Genomic DNA, 23,023 nt, shown 5'->3' with positions numbered 1-23,023 from the left:
ATCAAGGTTAATATAGGATTTGGCGGCGATCGATACTACAATGCCATTAAACGCCGCATCGCTTCTGTCTGAAATGCTACACGAGTTGGAAATAATGACAGATCCGTGGCAAGATTAAGGGAATGTTAAGTTATGCGACGCTTTCGCAAACAAGATTTCCCGCTGAAACTGTCCCCCTAACCCACCTTCCCCATTAGGAACCCACCCATCTATGATTCCCAACCATTCCTTCGCGGCTGACGAGCATTCTAGCAAACCCGACAAGCCCGAGGAAGCTTGTGGCGTTTTCGGTATCTACGCACCGGGTGAAGATGTCGCCAAGTTGACCTACTTCGGTTTGTATGCCTTGCAGCACCGGGGTCAGGAATCCGCAGGGATTGCCACCTTTGACGGTGAAAAAGTCCACCTGCACAAAGATATGGGACTGGTTTCCCAAGTCTTCAACGAATCGAGTTTAGGTCACTTGCCCGGTAACTTAGCCGTAGGGCACACTCGCTACTCTACTACCGGCTCGTCGCGCGTGGTCAACGCTCAGCCTGTGGTTGTCGAAACTCGTTTGGGAAGTCTGGCATTAGCACATAACGGGAATCTTGTCAATACCAAAGAATTGCGGGAAGAATTGCTGTCTCGGAAGTGCGAGTTTGTCAGCACGACGGATTCAGAGGCGATCGCAGTGGCGATCGGTTCCGAGGTAGACAAGGGCAAAGACTGGCTGGAAGCAGCGATCAGTGCGTTTGCTATGTGCCAAGGAGCCTTTAGTTTGACGATCGCCACCCCCAAAGGCGTGATGGGAGTCCGCGACCCCCAGGGCGTCCGCCCGCTGGTAATTGGCATCCTCCCCACAACTCCGGTACGATACGTTTTAGCATCGGAAACTTGTGGCTTGGATATTATCGGTGCTGAATTTTTGCGGGACGTAGAACCGGGGGAATTAGTTTGGATTACAGAGGAAGGTATGGCTTCCTTCCACTGGAGTCAGCAGCAGAAGCGCAAACTTTGCATCTTTGAAATGATCTATTTTGCTCGCCCCGATAGCCAAATGGAAGGTGAAAGTTTGTACAGCTACCGCCTGCGGATCGGGCGTTTGTTGGCTGCAGAATCTCCGGCTGATGCGGATATAGTCATCGGCGTTCCCGATTCTGGAATCCCGGCGGCGATCGGCTTTTCTCAAGCTTCCGGCATTCCTTACGCCGAAGGATTGATTAAAAATCGCTACGTCGGGCGCACTTTTATTCAACCGACTCAGACAATGCGGGAGTCAGGAATCCGCATGAAACTCAACCCTCTCAAAGATGTGTTGGAAGGAAAGCGGGTAATTATTATCGATGATTCGATCGTGCGCGGTACTACCAGCCGCAAAATCGTCAAAGCCTTGCGGGATGCTGGCGCAACCGCAGTTCACATGAGAATTTCCTCGCCACCGGTGACTCATCCGTGTTTCTACGGGATCGACACCGACAATCAAGATCAGTTGATTGCTGCTACTAAGTCAGTCGCAGAAATCGGCGCCCAAATTGGAGTAGATTCTTTGGCTTTCTTGAGTTGGGATGGAATGCTGAAGGCGACTAACGAAGACCCGATGAGTTTTTGTTCGGCGTGTTTCACCGGCGATTATCCGATCGACGTTCCAGAAATGGTAAAACGGTCTAAGCTCATATTAGAAAAAGCTGGAACCTAGAAAATCAACAAGCGGGAAAGTGATCGCCCGTCACTTTCCGCAATTTATGGATTTTCAAGTTTTTCTGGTAAGTCATTGCCAGAATGTGTGTAGAAATGTTACATTAACTTAGCTTTAGCAATTCTTGCAGAATTGGTGAACTGTAGTGAACAGTCGCTTGGGTATCACTTGTGTGAAACCCAACCCTCGGATTGGAGATTTGAGATTGGAGATTTGAGATTTGTGCTTGAATCTAAAATCGCCAATCTAAAATAGATGGTTTTTCCTTACACTCTCGTTCACAATTCCTGCTCGAAACGCTGTATGCTACCTGCAGACTGGAGGTAGTTCCTCCAGATGTACACTCTCAGATTGAAGTCGCATTTCGCACCAACAACGGGCACATGAGATTTTTTCAGATAACAGGGTCGATCGCACTAAATTTTCCCACACAAGTATTCCACAAGCCAACTTGCTTGAGAATCGCGGACGGGCTGTTCATGCGAACTAAAGAACTTTAGAAACCCTTGCAGAGTAAAAAATATGGCTCCTTGCAGTTTGAATGTTACCTCACCTGCATAGGCGATACAAGCCCCCCACATGAGTCGGGGAGAGCCAAAAAATTTAGATATTAGTTAAGCCCCCAGATTCATCTGTGGAGTGAATCTAAAATCTAAAATCTAAAATCTAAAATCGATTGACTGTTAAAAGAAGGCGGAATGCGGTTTCTCAAGTCAGCTTAAATCGGAAACTTCGTGCAATCAAATACTGTTCTCAATCAGCCGAGCAATCAAGGCTCATCCTCTCGTACAGCAGAGTTACCTTTTACTCTTCAAGATATCAAGGCAGCCATTCCAGCCCACTGTTTTGAGCCCTCGGCATGGAAATCTCTGGCTTATTTCTTTTTAGATATTGGCATCATCGCAGGTTTGTATGCGATCGCCTACACCCTCGATTCCTGGCTCTTTTATCCAATCTTTTGGTTGATGCAAGGAACCATGTTTTGGGCATTGTTTGTAGTGGGCCACGACTGCGGACACGGTTCATTTTCTAAGAGCAAATGGCTCAACAACCTGATCGGACACCTCTCCCACGCTCCAATTCTCGTGCCCTTCCACGGTTGGCGGATTAGTCACAGAACCCACCACGCAAATACAGGCAGCTTAGATAACGATGAAAGCTGGTATCCGGTATCGGAGAGCAAATACAATCAAATGCCTTGGTACGAAAAGCTGGGACGCTTTTATTTGATGTTATTTGCCTATCCAATTTATCTATTTCGCCGATCGCCCGATCGGGTAGGTTCTCACTTCATGCCCGGTAGCCCGATTTTCCGTCCGTCCGAAAAATGGGATGTGTTGACAAGTTCCGCATCCTTGGTACTGATGGTAGGCTTTTTAGGCGCGCTAACCTATCAGTTTGGTTGGCTGTTTTTACTCAAGTTCTACTTGGTTCCCTATGTAGTGTTCGTGATGTGGCTGGATTTGGTAACATTCCTGCACCACACAGAAGCCGATATTCCTTGGTATCGCGGTAATGATTGGTCTTTCTTGAAAGGTGCATTGTCTACGATCGATCGCGACTACGGAATCATCAATTCCATCCATCACGATATCGGCACTCACGTAGCCCACCACATTTTCTCGACAATGCCCCACTATCACTTGAAGGAAGCAACGGAAGCAATTAAACCAGTGTTGGGCGATTATTATCGCAAGTCAACCGATCCAATTTGGAAGAGCTTTATTCGCTCTTACTGGGATTGTCATTTTGTCTCCGATACAGGTTCTGGAGTTTACTACGAATCACCTAACAGTCGGCGATCGGCTGAAGTTAAGTAGCTTCAATAAACAATAGAATACGTAAAAACCCGGCTTCTTAAAGAAACCGGGTTTTTCATTATTTTTGCGCGTGTTTCATCAGATGTTTCATATCGTTTCCGGTTGTATCGGAATGATTTAACCGCAGAGGGCGCAGAGAACGCAGAGGGAGAGAATACAGAGATGAATACAGGACGATGCTACCGGATTTGATATCACATCTGGAGGGGTGACAAACCGCCCCAAACCCAGAGTTCTCTTCTTTGTGGAACAGGCCGGAAAGCCTGTTACTGACAATAGTACAACCTCTCAGCTTTATAGACCTCTTTGTCACCCCCCCAGCTAGCTGCATCGAGGTTTTCAGCCTTCATTGTCCCGAAAAAATATATCAGCCACTACTTTTTACCCCAAACATCCGGGATAGCCAACAGTTTTTAAATTTAAGGCTGCGATTTTTCCAAAGCTTGTATTACTACTTCAGCCTTTGCAGTCCAACCAATAATACCGCCTTGGGCGCGAATCATATCGATCGCACTCTGTTTAAACTCTGGAAAGTAACTGGCAGTAGCATCCTCAACAAGTAAACATTCAAACCCCCGATCGTTAGCCTCACGCATAGTTGTTTGAACGCAAACCTCAGTCGTGACTCCAGTAAAAATTAGGTGAGTAATCGCTTTTTCACGAAGAATTAATTCCAAATTAGTGTGATAAAAAGCGCCCTTACCTGGTTTATTAATTACTATCTCATCAGGCCTAGGTGTCAATTCTGAGATAATTGAATTCCCCGGCTCACCCAAAATTAAAATTCGTCCCATCGGGCCTCGATCGCCAATTTTCAGTTTACTTTGACCCCGCTTTTGCTTAGATGGAGGACAATCAGAAAGGTCAGGTTGATGACCTTCAATAGTGTGAACAATAGGGAGATGGCGATCGCGAAATACCTCTAACAACTGCTTTACCGTTGGTACGATCGCCTGTAGTTGGCTGACATCATTGCCTAAAGCTTCACCAAATCCCCCAAGCTCCAAAAAATCTCGCTGCATATCGATGATAACCAAAGCCACCCCGCCAGAGACTGGCAGTTCATAATCATAAGGTTGGGCAGATATTAAGACCATATTGATATAGGTTTTTCCCAAATTACTAGGACTATGCAGCCAGCTTGGCTGACAACACTGTGATTACTGTTAGGCGGGTTAATCACAAAAGTTCCGGCTTGGTGTTCGCCATTCTGGTCAGTTTGCGATCCAGTTAGTACATAAATATGTTCAAAACCAGTATGCGTGTGCCTTGGGACACTTGCTCCCGGCTGATACCGCAATAGAGCCGCAGCCGATCCACTTTCGTTGTCACCATAAAGTCGGTAGATTTCCACCCCATCACGGAATGGTTGCCAAGCCAACTCATTCTGCCACGTCGCGATATTAGGTAAATCCTTAAGGAGCAAAGTTTGGTTCAGTAGTTCAGTCATAGGTATTCCCAAATTGATTAGTGTCCTGCCATACTCTTACCTATCTGAACAAAATCTGCATCTGCGATCGTACTTTCATAAGTAAAATTCCCGCCACTAATTACCAAAACCCGATCGGACAACTTCAGCAGTTCATCTAAATCTTCGCTCACCAATAACACAGCTACACCTCGGTTGCGAGCCTCAATAATCTGACCGTGAATATACTCCACAGCAGCAAAATCAAGACCAAAGCAAGGATTCGCGGCAATTAGTAACTTAATATGTTCGGCAGAGAGTTCCCGCGCTAACACTGTGCGCTGTACATTTCCCCCCGACAGATTGCCGATAGGCGTATCTGGCGAAGGCGTTTTAATTTTGAAAGTATTAATTAAGCTCTTAGCCGCCTGCCTAATTTCTTTCAGGATGAGTAAGATACTTGCTTTAGCTTGGGGAGGGCGATCAAACGTCCGCAGCGCTAAATTTTCTGCCACACTCATGTGTGGCACACAAGCATTATGAAGGGGTTCTTCTGGTAGGGCGAAGACCTGATGTTTAAACATCTCGGCTCGTGTTGCTGTATAAACTTCGCCATTGACCAACACATCTCCACTTGTAGCAGAACGCTGACCAGCCAACACCTCCACCAATTCCCGCTGACCATTGCCAGAGATACCTGCAATCCCAACAACTTCGCCGCTGTGAACTGTGAGATTTACTCCTGTCAATACCTCCATACCGTTGTCTTTATTGGCATGAAGGTCTTTAACTTCAAGGACAGGAATAGTCGTTGGCGGGGCTGTCTTTTCAACTTGTGTTGGCTCACGCCTTTCACCCATCATCATTTCAGACATATCCGAGACAGTCAGATCCTTTACCAAACCCTGACCTGCAAACTTCCCTTTACGCAGCACCGTGATGCTATCGCAAAACGCCATCACTTCCCGGAATTTGTGGCTGATAATTAAGACGCTTAATCTTCCGGCAGTAACTTCTGCGCGCAGTAAACCTAAAACCTCATCCGCTTCCTGCGGAGTCAGCACCGAAGTAGGTTCATCCAGAATCAAGATCCGACTCTGAAGATATATCTGTTTAAGAATTTCTAGCTTTTGTTTTTCCCCAGCAGCTAATTGAAAGACCGGGGTATCTAGAGGAACTCGGAAAGGAGCAGTTTTCATAAAAGCCTTTAACTGCTCGTACTCTGCTTTCCAGTTAATCAAATTAGGGCTATCAAAGCGGGACAAAACCAGATTTTCCGCTACAGTCATCGCAGGCACAGAGGTGAAGTGCTGGTAAACCATGCCAATGCCGTACTTATGAGCATCGCGAGGGCTTGCGATCGCAGTTTCCTGCTTATCAATCAAAACTTGGCCTGAAGTAGGAGTATAGAAACCCATCACACATTTAACAAGGGTACTTTTGCCGGCTCCGTTCTCGCCCAGCAAAGCATGAAACGTCCCTGGTTTTAGCGTCATTGAGAAGTTATCAAGTGCAGTCATCGTGCCAAACCGCTTAGTCATGTTAACCACCTCTAGTTCTGGTGGTTGAATAAAGTTTTGAGTTGTGAAGTTTGAGTCTTGACTGTCTAGATAATTTTGAGTATTTAGTGCTGAGTTTTTGGCTAGAGAGTCTTTCACTTCTGTCATGTTTTTATCTCCTGTAAAGTTTTCAGTTTATCGGCTATTTATGAGATTTGATTCTTTAGTTAGATGGCTGGATTCATTTCAATGCTTGAAGTATTTACTTTTTGTTTCCTCAAAATTAAACACTTAAAGCTTTGATAAATGCTTCTGAATCAGCAACAGTTCCAAACACTCCTCCCTGCATCTGAATCATCTTAAGTGCCGCCAAATGGTTGCCATAATCTGTTGCGCCCGTACAGTCAGATAAGAGCAAACATTCATAACCGCGATCGTTTGCATCTCGCATTGTGGTATGGACGCAGACATCGGTTGTAATGCCAGCCAAAACAATATTTTGAATGCCTTTGCGTTTCAGTAGCAGATCTAAATCCGTGGCATAGAAGGAGCCTTTTCCAGGCTTGTCAATCACCGCTTCACCAGGCAAAGGCGCGAGTTCTGGAATGATTTCCCACCCTGCTTCACCTCGAACGAGAATTCTACCGCAGGGGCCGGGATCGCCAATTCCGGCGTTAATTTGGCGCGATCGCCACTGCTTGTTTTCTGGTAAATCTGCTAAGTCGGGGCGGTGTCCTTCGCGGGTGTGCATGATATGGAAGTGCTTCGCCCGTGCCACTTCTAAGACTTGCTTGATTGGCTCAATAGGAGCGCGAGTCAGTGACAAGTCGTAGCCCATCTTGTCAACATATCCACCAATGCCGCAGAAATCAATTTGCATATCAATTATCAGCAGCACCGTATTTTCTGGCCGCAAATCGCCATTGTAAGGATAAGGATATGGTTCAGCTTCTACAAAACGTCCCATGTTTTCTTCCTTGCGATAAATTCCTGTTTTACGTGCTAGTTCCTAAAGATCCAGGCGCGCCGGTCAAAGTTCGTTTTGGCGAACAAGTAATAATCATGATCGCCAGCGTCAGGATGTAGGGTGAAGCATTGAATAAGTAGTAATAGGAATCCACCCCTACTGATTGCAAAGCGGGGCCGATCGCCTGTGCTCCCCCAAATAGCAACGAGGCGTATAAGCACTGAACTGGATTCCAACGGGCGAAAATTACCAGCGCTACCGCCATTAGTCCTTGACCGCTAGAGATGCGTTCTGTCCAGCTACCGGGATAGTAAAGGGATAAATAAGCACCACCAATTCCAGCTAAGAAACTGCCTGCGATAATGCAGAGCATACGAACTTTATTAATGGAGATTCCCATTGCTTTTGCAGCATCGGGACTATCCCCAACTGCACGAATAAATAACCCCCAGCGAGTTGATTTAAAGAACCACTGCATTAGAGGGGCGATCGCTACACCTAACAAAAATAGGGGACAAATTTGTAGCGCTGATTGCACCGGAGGCAGATGACTCCAAGCACCCAGAGGTAAACTAGGCAACTGGGTGGCACTTGGTTGAATAAAAGGTTTGCCAAAAAAGAAAGCAATGCCGCTACCAAAAATAATCATGGCGATGCCTACGGCAATGTCGTTTACTTTTGGTTGTATGCACAGCCAAGCGTGGATAAAACCTAGTACCATGCCCGCTAGACCAGCGGCTAAAACACCTAACCAAGGCGATCCAGTCTGATAAGAAATAGCATAGGCACTCATCGCACCCGTTAACAGTGTCCCTTCTAACCCCAAATTAATCTTGCCGCTTTTTTCAGTCAGGCATTCGCCCAAACTGACGAACAAAAATGGAGCGCTACCCCGCAAAGTTCCTGCTAAAATACCTAAAGGTACTCCCCACCAACCTAATACTTCTGCTGCCATTGTGGATTCCTCCGATTTGAGATTTTGGCTTAACGTATTGCTTAGACAGTGGCTATTGATGGCTGCTCGCTAGAAGGTGGCTGCTGAGGGCGATCGGTTAACTGTTCTTTGAAAAATGGCAAACGTCCGTAGAGCGATTCGCTATACAGAACTACCAAAAAGACCAACCCTTGGAACACTAAAACCGTTGCATCGGGCAGTCCATGTGCTCGTTGCAAGATGCCGCCACTAGCAAGAATGCCGCCAAGCAGAATTGCCACAATAGTCGCAGCAAGAGGGTTGTGTCGAGCAATGAATGCGACTAAGATACCGCTGTAGCCATAGTTAGCATTAAGTGATTCGTTAGCTCGACCATGCACGGCGGCGACTTCCACCATGCCAGCCAAACCCGCACAAGAGCCAGCTAGGAAACAGATTGCCATTGTCAACTTGCCTACAGGAAGTCCGGCAATTCGAGCAGCACGGATGTTACCTCCTGCGGTTCTAGCTGCAAAGCCAAAGGTAGTACGTTGGATCAGGAAGTAGGCGATCGCACAAGCAACCAACCCATAAATTAGACCGTAGTGAACGCGGGTTCCTGGAATATTTCCTAACATATTCACGTCAGGAATCGGGTAACTAGAAATTTTATTGACACTGCTGGGGTCACGCATCACGCCGCCGACTAAATGATTCAGCAGGGCGATCGCAATATAGTTCAACAACAAGCTGCTAATTGTCTCATTCACAGCCCGGTAATAGCGCAAAGCTCCCACTGCACCAATCCACACACCTCCACAGACAATTCCTGCCAGCGCCATTGCAATTTGCACTAACGTCGGCGGTGCAGAAGATAAAGCCAGTCCAGCGGCGACAGCCCCCAGACCCCCAACTACTAAAGCGCCTTCGTTGCCGATAATCATCAACCCCAAACGGGCAGGCAAAGCCGTACACAGAGAACTCAACATCAACGGTGCAGCCCTGATCAGGGTGTTTTGGAATGAATGCCAACTACCAAATGCTGCTTTGTAGATTGAGGCATAGACAGCAAAGGGATTAGATCCAGCCGCCGCACAAAATATTCCAAACAATACCAATGAGAAGACGATGGCGGCGATCGGGATACAAACCGCTTCCAAAGTTGTACGCCAGTTTTGACGGTTAATCATCATCAGAATACAATATGAATTACTAAGAAAATGATGAGTGTTGAATGAAAAACTTGCTTGTATAGCAGTTGCCGACGGGCGTGAAATACTTTCTTAGGAATGAGAATTAAATAACTTACAATGCGTGATGGTTCTTGTGGGATGGGCGTCCCGCCCGTCCAGAAAGGGCGGGCTATAAGCCCAACCCCTACTCCCCACTTTCAAGAGTGTAAATTATTTAATTCGCGATCCTAATTAACTCGTAACTTTACCGATGACGCCTGATGCCAGCCAATTCATCTTTTCTAGTTCTGCGTCTTGCTGCTTGTAATCCTTACCTTCAGCAATCACAACTTTCCCGGTGTTATCTTTTATTTCCCCCTTATAAATGACCATACTGCCATCAAGAAACTTACTCTTAGCAGCATCAGCATCCTTTTGCGCTTCGGCCGTTACGGCGCTACCGTAGGGCGACAGCTTCAAAAAACCATCCTTCAAACCACCACGTACTAAATGGGGAATGCCTCCGTTCATTAGCGTCTTACCAGCATTAAGCATTTCAGCATACTTAGAATAGACATTCGTCCAGTCCCACTCGGCACCTGTTAAATATCCTTTGGGCGCAAGTTGGGCTTGACTCGCATGGTAGCCAGTACAGAAAATGCCTCGTTTCTCAGCGGTTTCTATCACCACTTTGGGGCTATCTACGTGACAGGTAATTACATCAACACCCTGGTCAGCCATACTATTTGCAGCATCAGCTTCTTTAACAGGCAAAGACCAATCTCCTGTAAAAATCACTTGAGTTGTAACGTCTGGCTTAATGCTACGTGCCCCTAATGTAAAGCTATTGATATTGCGTAATACTTGCGGTATGGGTTTAGCAGCAATAAATCCTAATTTTCCGGTTTTGGAAGCGTGGGCAGCAACAATGCCTGCTATGTACTCACCCTCATCTATGTAGCCAAAATAGCTGCCAACGTTATTTGGATGTTTACCTTCCTGATAAAGTCCACCGCAGTGAAAGAATTGTACCTCCGGGTAATCCTTTGCCAGTTTCAGAATATGCGGGTCAAAGTACCCGAAGGACGTAGGGAACAGAACCGTTGCCCCATCCTGTTCAATCATGTTCCTCATCGTTTCTTGTACCGATGTAGTTTCAGGAACATTTGCTTCCTCTACGGTTTTTACCCAGGCTAATTTTGAAACCCCAGCGTTCCCTTCGGCTTGGGCTTGATTGTAGCCGTAGTCATCTTTGGGGCCAACATAAATAAATCCCATCACAATTGGCTTATCTTTTCCAGCCGAGTTTGCTTGAACCTCTTTAGCAGGAGTACATCCAGTCCAAAGGCGCGAGGTGACTGCAAACGCTGTAGTAGATAAAATCCCACGAATTACTTGACGCCGAGGTATAAACAATGACTTTTGGGTACTCATTCTCTATGTTCTCACTAAAAGTATTTAAGAGGAATTCATAGCTAAGCTGTAACGCTTATACTTGCTGGGAATTGCTAGATAGATTCACGCTACATTTGCCAGCTTTTAGTCGAGCTATTCAGCAATGAGATTAAATGCGTTAATAACTATTTACATTCACATCACATCGTGAATTTAATGAAAAAGATACATGGTAAACCAAAACTAATTCTAATATAAAATTAGTTTTTGCTGGAAAGGTTCTTTTAGGAAAGTCGAATCCCCTAAAATTTAATGATGTTTATCTTATACCAATTACTTTTAGTGGTAAGTTTTTTTATAAAAACTTAATAATATTCGCCAAATTGTCTCCCAAAAAGTTCGCTAGAAACAAAATTAAACAATAATGTTCACCACAAACAAAAAAGAATTTTTGAGTTCTTCTGGCACGTCACTAGCTTTTCAGTCTTGGACGCAACGTAAAAATAAGTCTAGTCTGAATCAAAAACATTAGAAATCGATCTTATAAAATCAGAAAAACTGTCCTTGATTTCTAATAACAGTCAATAAGAGGTATTTTACAGCGTATTCCAGCTTTATGAAGTACACCCCAGAAACCGGGTTTCTTTACAGTTCTCGCATCGTTACTGATTCTGTTCAATAAACCCGGTTTCTCGGGCTCTACATCTACATGGAATATGCTGTATGTCTATGGGAACTCTTTTGGGGTAGCCTTCTAGCCCGCCCCAAAGGTAAAAACTAAATGCAGTACAGCTTAGTTAGGACTTCAGTCCGAGCAAGTTTTATGAGGACTTCAGTCCTCACTACCAACTTTATAACGGTGTACCGGACATAATATTACAGATTGCCTTTAAGCCTGATCGCCGTAACAATAGTCCACGCATCTACCAACAGCAACAGCAGCGTACATCCCAGCAAAATAAGATACATCCAAGGCTGCGACAAAGGGCGAACATCTCTAGTATCAATACCTGTTTTTGCTTCCACCAAACCGACTAATTTACCAAATCCAGCCACTCGCATTGGCAACAAATAACCTTCACCCGAATGACTCAAAAAATAGTAAACTAAACCTCCTTGACCGGTCGATCGAGGTTTGAGAGCTTTTACCTCAGTCCAAGGTAGCGACCAACCCTTGCGAAAAAAACGCGGAAACCAGTTGGGATATGTGACTTCAATCCCTTCCTCGCTCAAAATTACCCTTTCACTGAGCACGCCGTACAGGCCCACAGCGCCGACAACAATTCCCGCCCAGAGTGCGGCGGGAGGAACGGCTGCTTTCGTTACTTCCGACAAAAAGGGCAAGGGAATTGTCAGGGCTGCGTACAAGCTCAACAGCGTGATTCTAATCAGGGGAGAAAGCCGGAATACCGCCGGCTCAAATACTGGGGCCGAAGATGGGGAAGAGGCAATAGGTTGTGCTGACATGGCTGAAATTCTAGAAGCTGTTTAATGATATTTTTGCACAGCTTCCGGGGCCACCAACAAAACTCAGGGAAATAGGAAAAACTGGACAATCTTTGCAATCGGGAGTTTTGATCTAAAATTCATTTCACAAACTTTGATTCTTAAGTGTTGAGTTTTTAACGCTTTGCTGAAGTTGGAATTTTGAGCGCGGAGTTATCAATTAACTGACAATTTATAACTCAAAACTCACAACTTCAATTAATCAACGGCCGTTAGTGCCGGTACAGTCAAAGGTTCTGAGATTTCTCGGGATTTGGGGCGGCCGGCTATTGCTGTTCGATCGCCCTGAACTGCCTCTGGGGATCTGCTAGGATTGACCTTTGAATAGGGGCCTTCGTTAATCTGCAAGCGATCGCAAGGAATTTTATCCGACAAAATTGCACTAGCCATCATCCCGGTGTGAATTTCCAATGCTGCGGCCGGCATCGCTTCAAACACTAAGCGCTGTCCGGGAAACACCACTCGTTCAAAGTACCAGTTAGGAATGTTGGCGATGCGAGCAATCTGAATCTGACTGGTGGCGTTGACGTAGCAGCACAGAATCTTGCTGTCGGTGTCTGAGGGTACGGGGTCAAGAATTTGAGCCATAACTGCTGAGGGAGCCTTACCTAAAAGTTTTAGTTATCTTCTCAGGCTAACACTAGGTGATCCCGCCTACTGTAAAGCCGACTACCAACTCCCTAATACATGAGAGACCGATCGAACTTAAATTAAAATCTAACCGGATAAATATCTGCTTTTTGACTCCTAGCTGGGATTTTCATTCAAAATACGCTGTATTGACTTAAAAATTAGCTTTTTTCTGCTGCTCTCGCCGATCGACACCAACAAGCTCGGCTTTTAGCCAGTTTAAAAAAATTTAAGAATATTTAATGTCAAATTGCGAAAATTAGACATATTGTAAAGTTATATTAAAAGAATATTAACATAGCTGAAAAAGTTCCACTTTAGGATATGGCAATCATGGAAAACCGAGAAAACCGAGTCCTGTACGTTCGCCTCCCTTGCAATCCGATTTTCCCGATCGGAGTTGTGTATCTTTCGGATCACGTACACAAGCTGTTTCCCGATGTCGAACAGCGCATTTTCGATTTAGGTGCCGTACCCCCCCTGGATTTCGCTAAAGCTTTAGATGCCAGCATAGACGAGTTTAAGCCGACTCTGCTGGTTTTCTCTTGGCGCGACATTCAAATTTACGCGCCCGTCGGCGGCAGGGGCGGCAACCCGTTGCAAAATGCCTTCGAGTTTTACTACGCCAAAAATCCGCTGATCAAGTTCCGGGGAGCACTCGGAGGACTGCGTTTAGCCGCGTCTTACTACACCGAACTCTGGCGCAATTTGGGACTGATTAAGCGCGGATTGAAGCGGGCCCGGAAATACCGCCCCGAAGCTCGTGCAGTAGTCGGCGGCGGTGCTGTGAGCGTGTTTTACGAGCAGTTGGGCCGCAGTTTGCCCACGGGAACTGTGGTTTCGGTGGGGGAAGGCGAAGCTTTGCTGGAGAAGTTGATTAAGGGCGAAGATTTGGCCGAGGAAAGGTGTTATGTGGTGGGGGAAACTGTGCCGCGCGCGAAGCTAATTCACGAAAAACCAGCCAACATCGAGAAAAGTGCTTGCGATTACAATTACATCGAAACGATTTGGCCGGAGTTTTCCTATTATCTACAGGATATGGACTTCTACGTCGGAGTCCAAACCAAGCGCGGCTGTCCTCATAATTGCTGTTACTGCATTTATACCGTGATTGAAGGGAAACAAGTGCGGATCAATCCGGCGGATGAGGTGGTGGCGGAGATTCGGCAATTGTACGATCGAGGTATCCGCAATTTCTGGTTTACCGACGCTCAATTTATCCCAGCACGCAAATTCATCGACGATGCAGTTGAATTATTGCAAAAAATCATCGCCGCCGGCATGACTGACATACACTGGGCGGCTTACATCCGTGCGGACAATCTCACACCCGAATTGTGCGATTTGATGGTAAAAACGGGGATGAATTACTTTGAAATCGGCATCACCAGCGGTTCCCAGGAACTGGTTCGCAAAATGCGGATGGGCTACAACTTGCGAGTAGTTTTGGAAAATTGTCGCGATTTAAAAGCCGCCGGTTACAACGATGTGGTTTCCGTTAATTACTCGTTTAACGTCATTGACGAAACCTTTGAAACTATCCGGCAAACTATTGCTTATCACCGAGAATTAGAGCGAATTTTCGGAGCCGATAAAGTAGAACCCGCGATTTTCTTTATCGGGTTGCAGCCACACACAATTTTGGAAGAATACGCCTTTAAAAAGGAGATTCTGCAACCTGGTTACGATCCCATGAGTTTGATGCCTTGGACAGCGCGCAAGTTGCTGTGGAATCCCGAACCTTTGGGTTCGTTTTTCGGGCAAATTTGTTTAGAAGCTTGGCAGCGAAATTCCAATGATTTCGGTCGCGAAGTGATGGCAATTCTGGAGGAAAAACTCGGCTGTGCGGCTTTGGAAGAGGCATTAACCGCACCTGTGGAAATCAAAGATAAACAGTTGGCAGCAGTTAATTAATTACCAGGTTCGCAGTCAGGACGACGGTTATTTAAAAAATGGGAAATGGGAGGAAAAATGTATCTTCTGTTTCCCTTTTTATTATTCACTAAATAGCTAAGCGCCCATAAACAATTACTGTGTAACTGAGTCAGTTCGCGATCGCATGGGAGGCGAGAAACCCGGTTTCAATGAAAATCAAAGGTTTAGTAACGAGAAATATATAGCCTTTCTCAGAAAGATGAGGTACGACTGGCCTCCGTGGCCTCCGTGGCCTCCGTGGCCTCCGTGGCCTCCGTGGCCTCCGTGGCCTCCGTGGGCATACCTCACTTTTTTGAGAACCGCTATATGAAGAAATCCGGTTTCTCAGCTCAGCGTGAACAAGTCATAAAATCTTAAAAATGTCATAAATGCAAGAGATTGCTTTCCTTCGATCGCATTGACATACTTATGTATTTTCACTGGCGTAGGGTGCACAGTTCGCACCTTACTTAAACGGACAGTGTACCGTATTCATGCACCTTTCACCTCTGATATTAAATATTATTAATATCCAGCAAAGATAGCTTAAGATGTAATTATATAGTTAAAACCAGGAGTGACAAGATGTTTGATAAAGATAGAGTTAAGGGCATTAAAGGAGTAGTTCTAGTTATGGCAGGCATTAGTGCGATCTGCTTTTTGACAGCCTCAGCAAAAGCAACTGCACTAAATCAACCGATTGCCAAATTTGGGGCGATCGCACCCAACACTTTGGGCAATAATCCACCGCTGCAAATTGCTCAAGTTGAGGGATGTCCGAGGGCCGAAATGGTGCAATTTTTCGCAACGCCCAACTTTTCTATATACATTTGCAAAACCCAGGAAGGCGATATTTTTTACCGCGGCCTCAGTAAAATAAATGGCAGTCAAATCAATGTCATGCAAGTAACGACAGGTGACGACGGAAGTTATGAAGCGACTAACGGCAATATTATCTATTCGATTAACCCCCAACGCCTGCAAGTCCGGCAGAATGGTAAGGTAATCTTGACCGAAGCTGTTATCAAGTAGCACTAATTGTGATTCAACGATCGCTCCTCTAAATTTAGGGTGTATTTTATTTAAAAAGTGAAAATTAAATACCAGCAAAAATATATTGATTCCTTAATAATCAAAGAGAATCAGTGGTAACGGTTATAAAATTGACTAACTTTTATTCAAATACCTCTCAATCAGGACGATCGCCACAATATCGTCCACTGGCTTCGGTGGCGTCCGCATTCCCTCGGGAATCAAGCGCGAAAGTCCCGTCGGAGGGTACATTTGCCAGTAGCGTTCCCTCGCTTCTAAGCTGCTGTACCTCTCGTCAACCTGAACAATTTTGAGCGCAGGCGACAAACTCTGCGTCAATTTTTGTTTCCAACTCTTAGAAGTCGTTTGATCTCCGAGTACCAATAACTCAATGGGAAACTGTTCGCACAAAGATTGAATAGTAGATATCGCTGCTTCCGACAGCACAACTTGATGGTAGCAGACCTTCTTATCTCTACCCATTACAGCTATGCCGCATTTGTCTTTACCTGGATCGAAACCTAAAATCATAGCCTGTTACCCATTATTAATTACCAAATTTATTTTTTAACTTTCAAATCTCCTTGGCCTTGTGTTTGTTGTCCGGTGCGGAAAACAACGACTCCGTTTTCAAGAGCCACTAAATCTATTTTAAGCGGGCCGGCGATGTAAGTGACATCTGTGGCGATCGCTTGAACGTCCAGCGGTTTCTCGTACTGCTGCAATCGCTCGATAAAACCAGCTAAAGTTTCAATCTGACTGTCGGCCACTTGAACTCTACCGCCGACAACGCCGATCAGGCGAGCGCGAAATTGACAAGCTTCTATCAATTGCAGCAACTGCTGCCGCACCTGTTCGTCAGTCAAAGTCACCGGATCGACAGCAACCCCTGCAATCACATCTCCAGCGCGGAACACAACTCGATTGATTTCTGCTTCTGCAAATACCTTAATTAGCTTTTCTTCCCGCAGGTAATTAGCGCCGGCAACAATTCGCACCACGTAGTCTTGACCGTCTTTAATCTGACTAATTAGTTGATCGATTTCTGCTTTAGTAATTTGAATAACCTGGTCTCTAACCTTCTTATTTTCCGGCTGCATCAGTCCGACGGTGGTTTTATTTGCTTCTTGCAAAAGTCGATCGATCGCGCGACTCGCCATACCGGGTTCAATAATGCGAACCACGCCAGCAGCTAAAATTTGACCGCGCCTGATGGCAACTGTACCCTCGCGGATTGCCTGAAAATCGCGTTCCAAAATTTGCACTTGCTGCTGCAAGACAGTTTGTTGCTGTTCGAGTTGAGCTTGTTGCTGTGCCAAGGTTTCTAGGAGTGCTTCCCTCTCGGCAATTACTTTGTCGCGCTCGATAATGGTTCGATCGCGCTCGGCCAGATTTTGCACCCGCTGAGCAATTTCCTTGTCTCGCTGGGCAATTAGTTCGTTGCGATCGACAATTTCTGCGTCTCGTCTGGCAATTTCTCTCTCTCGCTTGGCAATTTCTCGATCGCGCTGGGCAATTTGAGTTTTTACCTGCTCGATTAACTGTTGGCGTTCCTCTTGCAGTTGGGCGATTTCCGCTCCTAAAGTCGTTTTTTGACCAGAAACTGTTTTCAATTGGTTCTCGGTGCGATCGAGCTGAGCTTGTGTAGTCGATCGAATCGTTTCCACCAGTTTCAATTGTTCTTCGGTGCGGGATTTAGCTGCTTCCACGCTGCTGAGCTGTTCTTCTGTCTTAGATTTAGCCGCTTCTACCTGACTTAACTGCTCTTCAGTTTTAGACTTGGCTGCTTGCACGCTGTTGAGCTGGGCCCGCAGCGAGTTTAATTTTGTTTGCGTCCGAGCTTGCTCAGCATTAGCGGCTTGGAGGGATTGATTAATTTGCTCTAAATTGGCTCTAGCTTGCGCTTGAGCGGCTCTGGCTTGAGCTAATTCACTTTCAACTCGATTTTTTTCTTGAGTGGCCTGGTTGATTTCTCTGCGGGCGTTGTTGAGCCTTTTTTGAATCTCGTCTATTCTAAAAACTCCCGTTCGCAGCGGCTTGCTAGTAGCAAACAAAATGCCCAGAGTAAGTGCTGACAGGATGCTGCCGGCCATCACTGTCACAACAACAGCAGTATCGCGGGGGCGAAGTTTGAATAAACTCAATCTTGCCTTGCCGACTTTCGTCCCAAGGCGATCGCTGACAGTGGCGATCACACCCCCCAACACTAAAATTACAAATACCAGGATGTATCCAGCAGTCATTCCGATTTTAGATTTTGGATTTTGGATTTTGGATTGAATCTAAAATCCAAAATCCAAAATCCTATACTTTCTCGGCATCAAGTGAATTGCTGGCTTAGGGCCACCGGGTTGTGGACTGTGATCTTTTTCTTGTGGATCGAGATCATGGTTTCTTGCCTGAGATCGCCGAGCAAACGAGTCACCGTTACCCGCGTCGAGCCGATCGCTTCGGCGATCGCTTGGTGGGACAGCTTCAAATCTATCGTAATCCCCTCTGTACCGGGCACGCCAAAATCCCGGCACAGAATCAGCAAAAAGCTGACGAGTCTCGATCCCATATCTCGGTGGGCCAGCGTTTCGATCATCATCTCGGTTTGCAAAATCCGAGACGACAGTCCCCGCAGCATCACCATCGATAATTCCGGGTCTTCCTTAAGCGCTTTCTCGACTTGTTCGATCGGCAGCGAGATCAATTCCACCGGCGTAAAGGCTACCGCGTGGTAAAACCTGTCCGATCGGTGTCCCGTAATCAGAGACAGCACCCCAAATACGCTATTTTCGCGCAGGAGGGCGACTGTAATTTCTTCCCCTGCTTCGTAGACCCTGGAGAGCTTCACAGCACCTCTAATGAGAACGTAGACGCGCTCAGCCGGGTCTCCAGGGAAAAAAATTGTCTTGCCCCGTTCAAAGGTTTCCACAATGGGTGGAAACGCTCCGCCGCTGATTTGGCGGAACACGGCTGCTAGCGGTCTATCATGCGTCACGACTAGATCCTTTGTACTAATCAATACTTTATAACTTGCCGATTAACCTTATTGAGTAAATATACTGCCCAACCTCCAATATCTAGGGATTCTGTTACTTCCATCTAATGTTAAGGTAAACACGCACTGTATGATTAAATCTAGCCCTTCTCTTAACTTTTTCAATTCCGCCCCCATCTAGCTCCACAGCAAAATTAATATCAATTGTGTCTCAATTGTGTCTGAATCAGTTAAATCTGAATCAGTTGTGTCTAAACTGGCGGGGTTGTCAGATATAGCCAACGAGAACGGTGCAAGTTGCTTTTAGATAAACTACAGATGATAGATTTGACCGGAAAAAATGCTCTTGTTACGGGCATTGCCAACAATCGCTCGATCGCCTGGGGCATCGCTCAGCAGCTCCACAAAGCTGGGGCCAACCTCGGCATAACTTATTTGAAGGACGAGAAAGGCAAGCACGAGCGTAAAGTCGCTGAACTGGTGGAACCGCTCAATCCCAGTCTGTATTTGCCCTGCAATGTCCAAGACGAGAGCGAAATTGAGTCTACTTTTCAAACCATCGCCGACAAGTGGGGCAAGTTAGATGTCCTGATTCACTGTCTGGCTTTTGCCGGCAAGGACGAACTTTCGGGGGACTTCACCAACACTTCGCGCCAAGGTTTCTCCAATGCTTTGGATATTAGCGCTTATTCGCTGGTGCGGCTTTGTGCTGCTGCTAAACCGCTGATGGCCGAGGGTGGCAGTATTGTGACCCTGACTTACTTGGGCGGCGTCCGGGTAGTTCCTAATTATAATGTGATGGGAATTGCTAAAGCAGCTTTGGAAATGAATGTTCGTTATCTGGCGGCTGAACTGGGCCCGTTAAATATTCGGGTAAATGCGATTTCTTCGGGCCCGATTCGGACTCTGGCTTCGTCAGCAGTTGGCGGTATTCTGGACATGATCCACCACGTTGAGGAAGTGGCCCCGCTGCGGCGGACGGTGACTCAGCAGGAAGTGGGAAATGCTGCGGCTTTTCTGTGCAGCAATCTCGCTAGCGGGATTACGGGTCAAGTTTTGTATGTCGATGCCGGTTACGAAATCATGGGAATGTAACAGCTTGCAAACAGTTGACAGTTGACAGTTGACAGTTGACAGTGAAGCGTGAGGTTTTTTGACAGTTGATAGTTGACCCTTCGACAACGCTTGCGGGCGACGCAGCGAGGTTTTTAGACTCTCGAAAAAACTGTCCCCTGTTCGATTTCAACTGTCTGCTGGAAGAGTGCTAATCCCAAATTACTAATTAATTACTAATGAATGACCAATTGCGAATTATGGAAATAATCGATCGCCCTTCTCTTCCTCCTGCAAGTTCAGTTCAACCAGCTAGGGCCGCCTTAGTGAAACGCACGACACTGGAAACGGATGTCACTGCTAGCCTCAATCTCGACGGTGTGGGAACTTGCAAGGCGTCTACGGGGATTCCGTTTTTAGACCATATGTTGCATCAGATTGCTTCTCACGGATTGATCGATTTGGACGTGCAGGCGATCGGGGATTTGGAGATTGACGACCACCACACGAACGAAGATGTGGGAATTACTTTAGGCCAAGCGCTAGCAAAAGCTGTCGGGGATCGATCGGGCATTTCTCGCTTCGGGCATTTCATCGCACCTTTGGATGAAGCTTTAATTGAAGTAGTGCTAGACTTTTCGGGACGCCCTCACTTAAGTTACAGCTTGGAAATTCCCAACCAGCGGATCGGCACTTACGATACTGAATTAGTGAGAGAGTTTTTTTCGGCGGTGGTGAACCACACTCAAATGACACTGCACATTCGACAGTTGCAGGGCGGGAATTCTCATCACATTGTGGAAGCGGCATTTAAAGCATTTGCGCGAGCTCTGCGGATGGCGGTAGAAATCGATCCGCGGCGCGCCAGTGGGATTCCGAGTTCTAAAGGAGTTTTGTAGTTCGGGGTTTGCAGTAGCGTTTGGGCGCTACTACAAACTTGTAAATCAAAATATATCTGCTATATAGTTAAAAACACCTTGACTTCCCTCGCCGTACTTTCCGATAAATTCAGCGATTAGTCGATCGCTACACATTTCTATAGCTTCATCAATAGAACTTTGTGCTAAAACTTGACTAGCCGACTGACGCAAAACTTCAAACAGATTCACAGTATAGCGAGTATCTTCACTGACAAAATCCCACAGTTCTCGACCTATTAAAGTGATCATTTCCGAATTGGGCAAAATTTGCTTCAGCAAACCAAGTGTTACAGTTTTATTAGTTCTTTTACCGTAAGCTATACCAATATAAGCGCGATCGCCCTCCTGAATTTTTTCCTCAATTTTGGCAGCCCAATATACTATCTGGTCTTTATCCATATCATTCGGGCCGCTTTTTACCTGTATCCAGCATTTCTCGCCATCACTGGTAGTTTTAATTGCGTCCCATCCAGACTCTTCCGGTGCAATTTCTGCACTTTCAGAGCAAGATATCAATAGTTTTTGAATAAACAATCCCATTGAAGTGACAATAGACCTAGTAGCAGTCATATAAACATTGAGCCTGACAACTTCTTCGGGAGTGTCCAGATTTAACGCCCTAATTAAAAATGGGTTGGGATGAATTTTCCCTAAAGTCAGATTTTCAACCATAACTAGCTGTCGCCCAGTAAAATCTCGACAAATGCTGGCTAAAAAATTTTCAGCGATAGTAAGTTGCAGCGACAGTTGGCCTGAAGATATAAATGCTAAAATGCGTTCAATCTCATCGGGAGTAAATCTCAGCGCTCTTTTGCCCGATATGCTGCTGATGCCGTTTCTAAGTGTTTCTGCTTCTAAGTTAATAAATTCTTCTAACTCCGCAAAGTGACCGGCTAAAGATTGAGACTTTCTGGCCGGCAGTCCTACTTCTTTTTCTAAAACAAATGCTAATAATTCATGAAGTTGCTCTGACACTTTTATTTCTCCTCAACTCTTTTATATATTAGTTAACTGAAAAGAGAAAGCTGAAGAAACTCATACTTTACTAAAATCCAAAAGCAAGAGCATCAAGCATATGCTTACCCTTCTCCCGCCCAACTTCTTGATATATATCCAAAAGTTCTTCATAGGCAGTCTCTCCCCCTATAATATTCCAAAACTCATGTCCCATAATGACAGCTTGCTCAAAGGGCGTGTACTTCCTTGCCACTGACCATTTATAATCTGAACGATTTGGCCCGTAAGGATTGTAAGCCATAGCATAATAAGATTGAGCATCGGGGCGAGACTCTCCGCACAGTAAATGATATCTCAGCAGGCGTTGAATTACCTCCAAGCATTGTCCTTTGTTGGGTTTTGACCCTTTAATTTCAAATAAAAATTTCCTCCCGTCACGGGATAGCACGTACAAATCTGCTTTGACCGATCGCCTAACTAAATGGTTCGTTTTTTGAGCCACAAGAACAGCTTCTATCATTTCTTCAAAACCAGGTTTAGTTGCATTCTTGTCTGCTGACTGCTCGAATAGCGCTATCTGACGCTCAATTTCATTGACAGCCTCTATGCTAACTTCTCCAGAAAGTTCATAGCTTCTGCTTGCTTCTTGGTGATGTTCCAAAGCAATGAGTTTTGCACATTCTTCATAAGTTGTGCCCAAGCTGCTGCTGAAACCTCTTTCAAACTCGTTAATCCGCAGCAATTCTGAGGGCATAATAGCAGCCTGAAACGGTTTCAGTTGACCTTTAGAGGATTTGCATGATAAATATGCTGCTGGAATATCAAGTTTCGGTATTAGCCGTCCTCTGTATTCATTGACAAGATTTTCGATGAAAACTTCTAAGTATGCTTTGATGATGGCGCGTGTAATTGAGCTAATAGCTGACATTATTTTACTGCAAATATTCAGTTTACTTGACTTTTTGGAAAAGTGGAATAGGTTTGTAGTAAGGACTTTAGTCCTTAGTGATGAGTTGGCAAAAAAAGGACTGAAGTCCTTACTACAAACAAGTTAATCAAGACTTGTATTAAGGAATGAGAATTAAATAACTTCCACTCTTGAACGTGGGATGGGCGTCCCGCCCGTCTTTTTTGGACGGGCGGGACGCCCATCGCACAATAACCATTAAAATT

General features: G+C 45.7%; 20 protein-coding genes. 6 read left to right on the top strand and 14 right to left on the bottom strand.

Annotation, left to right across the window (positions count from 1 at the left end; translation table 11 throughout):
• Window positions 1-211 precede the first annotated feature (211 nt).
• The gene (gene purF, locus QUB11_RS13730; RefSeq protein ID WP_333203556.1) at window positions 212-1,678 is read left to right on the top strand and encodes an amidophosphoribosyltransferase; all 1,467 of its coding nucleotides are present in this window, start codon (window positions 212-214) and stop codon (window positions 1,676-1,678) included.
• A gap of 734 nt (window positions 1,679-2,412) precedes the next feature.
• Window positions 2,413-3,498, top strand: coding sequence for a DUF3474 domain-containing protein (locus QUB11_RS13725; RefSeq protein WP_333203554.1), 1,086 nt, complete (start codon window positions 2,413-2,415; stop codon window positions 3,496-3,498).
• 419 nt (window positions 3,499-3,917) lie between these two features.
• Here the strand turns inward: QUB11_RS13725 and QUB11_RS13720 are convergent, their stop codons facing one another.
• The 9 genes from QUB11_RS13720 to QUB11_RS13680 all read right to left on the bottom strand — a co-directional run bounded on the left by QUB11_RS13720 (window position 3,918) and on the right by QUB11_RS13680 (window position 12,946).
• Window positions 3,918-4,595 (bottom strand): cysteine hydrolase, encoded by a 678-nt coding sequence (locus QUB11_RS13720; RefSeq protein ID WP_333203552.1) that lies wholly within the window; start codon window positions 4,593-4,595, stop codon window positions 3,918-3,920.
• On the bottom strand, window positions 4,586-4,948 hold the full coding sequence (locus QUB11_RS13715; protein WP_333203550.1) for a cupin domain-containing protein: 363 nt from the start codon (window positions 4,946-4,948) through the stop codon (window positions 4,586-4,588). The genes QUB11_RS13720 and QUB11_RS13715 overlap by 10 nt, the downstream gene beginning before the upstream one ends.
• 17 nt (window positions 4,949-4,965) lie before the next feature.
• Window positions 4,966-6,573 (bottom strand): ABC transporter ATP-binding protein, encoded by a 1,608-nt coding sequence (locus QUB11_RS13710; RefSeq protein WP_333203548.1) that lies wholly within the window; start codon window positions 6,571-6,573, stop codon window positions 4,966-4,968.
• Window positions 6,574-6,688: 115 nt separating this feature from the next.
• Window positions 6,689-7,372, bottom strand: a complete 684-nt coding sequence (biuH, locus tag QUB11_RS13705; RefSeq protein ID WP_333203546.1) for a biuret amidohydrolase — start codon at window positions 7,370-7,372, stop codon at window positions 6,689-6,691.
• 28 nt (window positions 7,373-7,400) lie between these two features.
• Window positions 7,401-8,327, bottom strand: coding sequence for an ABC transporter permease (locus QUB11_RS13700; protein WP_333203544.1), 927 nt, complete (start codon window positions 8,325-8,327; stop codon window positions 7,401-7,403).
• 41 nt (window positions 8,328-8,368) lie between these two features.
• Complete coding sequence (locus QUB11_RS13695; protein WP_333203542.1) at window positions 8,369-9,478, bottom strand: ABC transporter permease; 1,110 nt, start codon at window positions 9,476-9,478, stop codon at window positions 8,369-8,371.
• A 231-nt stretch (window positions 9,479-9,709) separates the two neighbouring features.
• A complete protein-coding gene (locus QUB11_RS13690; protein WP_333203541.1) occupies window positions 9,710-10,891 on the bottom strand; it encodes a BMP family ABC transporter substrate-binding protein in 1,182 nt (393 codons plus the stop codon).
• 837 nt (window positions 10,892-11,728) lie between these two features.
• Window positions 11,729-12,319, bottom strand: a complete 591-nt coding sequence (locus tag QUB11_RS13685) for a hypothetical protein (protein WP_333203539.1) — start codon at window positions 12,317-12,319, stop codon at window positions 11,729-11,731.
• A gap of 237 nt (window positions 12,320-12,556) precedes the next feature.
• The gene (locus tag QUB11_RS13680) at window positions 12,557-12,946 is read right to left on the bottom strand and encodes a DUF1830 domain-containing protein (RefSeq protein ID WP_333203537.1); all 390 of its coding nucleotides are present in this window, start codon (window positions 12,944-12,946) and stop codon (window positions 12,557-12,559) included.
• Between the two features lie 375 nt (window positions 12,947-13,321).
• Here QUB11_RS13680 and QUB11_RS13675 point away from each other — a divergent pair, with 375 nt between their 5' ends.
• Both QUB11_RS13675 and QUB11_RS13670 read left to right on the top strand, forming a co-directional pair.
• Entirely contained in the window at window positions 13,322-14,902 is a 1,581-nt protein-coding gene (locus QUB11_RS13675) for a photosystem II high light acclimation radical SAM protein (protein WP_333203535.1), read from the top strand.
• A gap of 585 nt (window positions 14,903-15,487) precedes the next feature.
• A complete protein-coding gene (locus QUB11_RS13670) occupies window positions 15,488-15,934 on the top strand; it encodes a hypothetical protein (protein ID WP_333203533.1) in 447 nt (148 codons plus the stop codon).
• 135 nt (window positions 15,935-16,069) lie between these two features.
• Here QUB11_RS13670 and QUB11_RS13665 read toward each other — a convergent pair whose 3' ends face one another.
• The 3 genes from QUB11_RS13665 to ntcA form a co-directional block, all read right to left on the bottom strand.
• Window positions 16,070-16,465 (bottom strand): pre-16S rRNA-processing nuclease YqgF, encoded by a 396-nt coding sequence (locus tag QUB11_RS13665; RefSeq protein ID WP_333203531.1) that lies wholly within the window; start codon window positions 16,463-16,465, stop codon window positions 16,070-16,072.
• A 29-nt stretch (window positions 16,466-16,494) separates the two neighbouring features.
• Window positions 16,495-18,177, bottom strand: a complete 1,683-nt coding sequence (locus QUB11_RS13660) for a DUF3084 domain-containing protein (protein ID WP_333203529.1) — start codon at window positions 18,175-18,177, stop codon at window positions 16,495-16,497.
• Window positions 18,178-18,254: 77 nt separating this feature from the next.
• Window positions 18,255-18,920 (bottom strand): global nitrogen regulator NtcA, encoded by a 666-nt coding sequence (gene ntcA / locus QUB11_RS13655; protein ID WP_006634020.1) that lies wholly within the window; start codon window positions 18,918-18,920, stop codon window positions 18,255-18,257.
• A gap of 318 nt (window positions 18,921-19,238) precedes the next feature.
• Between ntcA and fabI the strand changes: the two genes are divergently transcribed.
• Together fabI and hisB are read left to right on the top strand one after the other, a co-directional pair.
• Window positions 19,239-20,015: an enoyl-ACP reductase FabI gene (gene fabI / locus QUB11_RS13650; RefSeq protein WP_006634022.1), complete on the top strand. Its 777-nt coding sequence runs from the start codon at window positions 19,239-19,241 to the stop codon at window positions 20,013-20,015.
• Window positions 20,016-20,233: 218 nt separating this feature from the next.
• The gene (gene hisB, locus QUB11_RS13645) at window positions 20,234-20,872 is read left to right on the top strand and encodes an imidazoleglycerol-phosphate dehydratase HisB (protein ID WP_333203640.1); all 639 of its coding nucleotides are present in this window, start codon (window positions 20,234-20,236) and stop codon (window positions 20,870-20,872) included.
• A gap of 45 nt (window positions 20,873-20,917) precedes the next feature.
• Here hisB and QUB11_RS13640 read toward each other — a convergent pair whose 3' ends face one another.
• Both QUB11_RS13640 and QUB11_RS13635 read right to left on the bottom strand, forming a co-directional pair.
• On the bottom strand, window positions 20,918-21,868 hold the full coding sequence (locus QUB11_RS13640; RefSeq protein WP_333203526.1) for a PmeII family type II restriction endonuclease: 951 nt from the start codon (window positions 21,866-21,868) through the stop codon (window positions 20,918-20,920).
• A 70-nt stretch (window positions 21,869-21,938) separates the two neighbouring features.
• The gene (locus QUB11_RS13635; RefSeq protein ID WP_333203524.1) at window positions 21,939-22,778 is read right to left on the bottom strand and encodes a TdeIII family type II restriction endonuclease; all 840 of its coding nucleotides are present in this window, start codon (window positions 22,776-22,778) and stop codon (window positions 21,939-21,941) included.
• Window positions 22,779-23,023: the final 245 nt, after the last annotated feature.

The sequence above is a fragment of the Microcoleus sp. B6-A1 genome, assembly GCF_036705085.1.
Lineage (GTDB): Bacteria > Cyanobacteriota > Cyanobacteriia > Cyanobacteriales > Microcoleaceae > Microcoleus.
This window is presented reverse-complemented; position numbering and strand designations above follow the sequence as displayed.